The sequence below is a fragment of the Novosphingobium sp. genome, from assembly GCF_036733805.1.
Classification (GTDB): domain Bacteria; phylum Pseudomonadota; class Alphaproteobacteria; order Sphingomonadales; family Sphingomonadaceae; genus Novosphingobium.
Genome location: NZ_DAIMZT010000157.1, coordinates 1 through 1501, shown reverse-complemented (window position 1 = coordinate 1501; position 1501 = coordinate 1). Strand labels below are relative to the sequence as shown.

Annotated in this window: 2 protein-coding genes; both read right to left on the bottom strand. The window is 60.4% G+C overall.

The window, feature by feature from the left end:
- Window positions 1-599: 599 nt before the first annotated feature.
- Window positions 600-1070: a DUF1003 domain-containing protein gene (locus V7D69_RS16160; RefSeq protein WP_442947071.1), complete on the bottom strand. Its 471-nt coding sequence runs from the start codon at window positions 1068-1070 to the stop codon at window positions 600-602.
- Between the two features lie 179 nt (window positions 1071-1249).
- A partial coding sequence (locus V7D69_RS16155; RefSeq protein ID WP_333606361.1) for a hypothetical protein occupies window positions 1250-1501 on the bottom strand: 252 nt, incomplete at its 5' end.

Genomic DNA, 1501 nt, shown 5'->3' with positions numbered 1-1501 from the left:
AACGCCTGCGTCAATCTGTAGCGCAAGAATCTGACGGATTCGTAACTGGGGGTGAATTTCGGCTTAGCTAAGGAGCGCGGGGCTTACCCCCCTCTGCCCTGCCGGGCATCTCCCCCACAAGGGGGGAGATCGGCAAGACGCATCTTTATCGCTTCAATCTCCAGCTTTGTGTCGGACGAGACCGCGCCGCAGATCGATCTCCCCCCTTGTGGGGGAGATGCCCGGCAGGGCAGAGGGGGGTAAGCCCCACGCACCTAGGCCCACCTTTCCTGAAAACGCCCTAAACCCCCAACAGCTTCATCCCGCCCGGCGTTGCCGGTCGGGGATACTCAGCGTGCGTCGGGCGATTGCCCGGCTGCGCTTCGGTTGAGGTTGGTGTGGGTCGGATGCGTTGCGCAGCCGGGTCTTTCACCATGCCGTATTTCGCAAGCGGCGGTGCACCGCCTTTTGCGAAATGGTCCTTTCCACGAACGTTGCCAGCGTTCCACCACCAGGACCGTCCCTCGGTTTCCGCCACGTCTGGCGTCCACCCGGCGGGACTGCGTTTAATCTAACAGCGCATCGCGGGGTGGGGAAAAGCGGGGATGAATTTTCCGGCGTCAGTCTTCCTTGCGGGTGACATGGCGGTGGAGTGCGGCAAGGTCCTGACGGAGCGCGGCCAGTTCGGCCAGCACCTTCACATCGATCTTTTCATGCAGGGACAGAACCTCAAGCTCGGCCTTCAGGTTCACCTCGTAGTCCTTGGCGGCCTCGAAACGGTCGCGGGCGGCCTGGCGGTTCTGCGACATCATGATGATCGGCGCCTGAATGGCCGCCAGCATGGAAAGCAGCAGGTTGAGGAAGATGAAGGGGTAGGGATCGAAAGCGCCGGTCGTCAGGATGATGGTGTTGATGATAGCCCAGAAGATCAGGAAAAAGCAGAAACCGAGGATGAAACCCCAGGAGCCGCCGACCTTGGCGATATTGTCGGCCAGCCTGTCGCCGAAACTCGCGCCAGCGGAAAATTCCGCATTGGTGTCGCTCGAAACGAGCTTCTTCTGGTGCGACAGTTCCAGAATGCGCCGCTCCACTTCGCCGATTTCGCGAGAGGAACGCTTGAAATGCGAAACGATATAGTCGGAGATATCTGACACGGTGTGTCTCCGGTTCTGATGGGGCGATGCGGATGTTTCCCGAGATAAACCCGCATGGCGGTGGAATTCAAACGATTTCCACCGCCATGCGGTTCAGGCGTCCCCGCCGAAAAACATCAGACCGATGGCGCGCCCTCGTGCAGCCAGTTGAAACCGGGGAAGAAGCGCTCGCGGCCATATTGCTGGCCGAACATCATGTCGAATTGCAGCAGGCGGTAATCGCGCACCACGTCGGGAACAGCATTGGGCGCTATAGACCAGTCGGGCAGGGCCTTGCCGTCGGTCGTCACCAGCATATGCCGGTCGATGACGGAAAAGGCCTGCTGCACTTCGCCCAGCGTGCCGGTATAGAAGGGATCGGAGAAGCC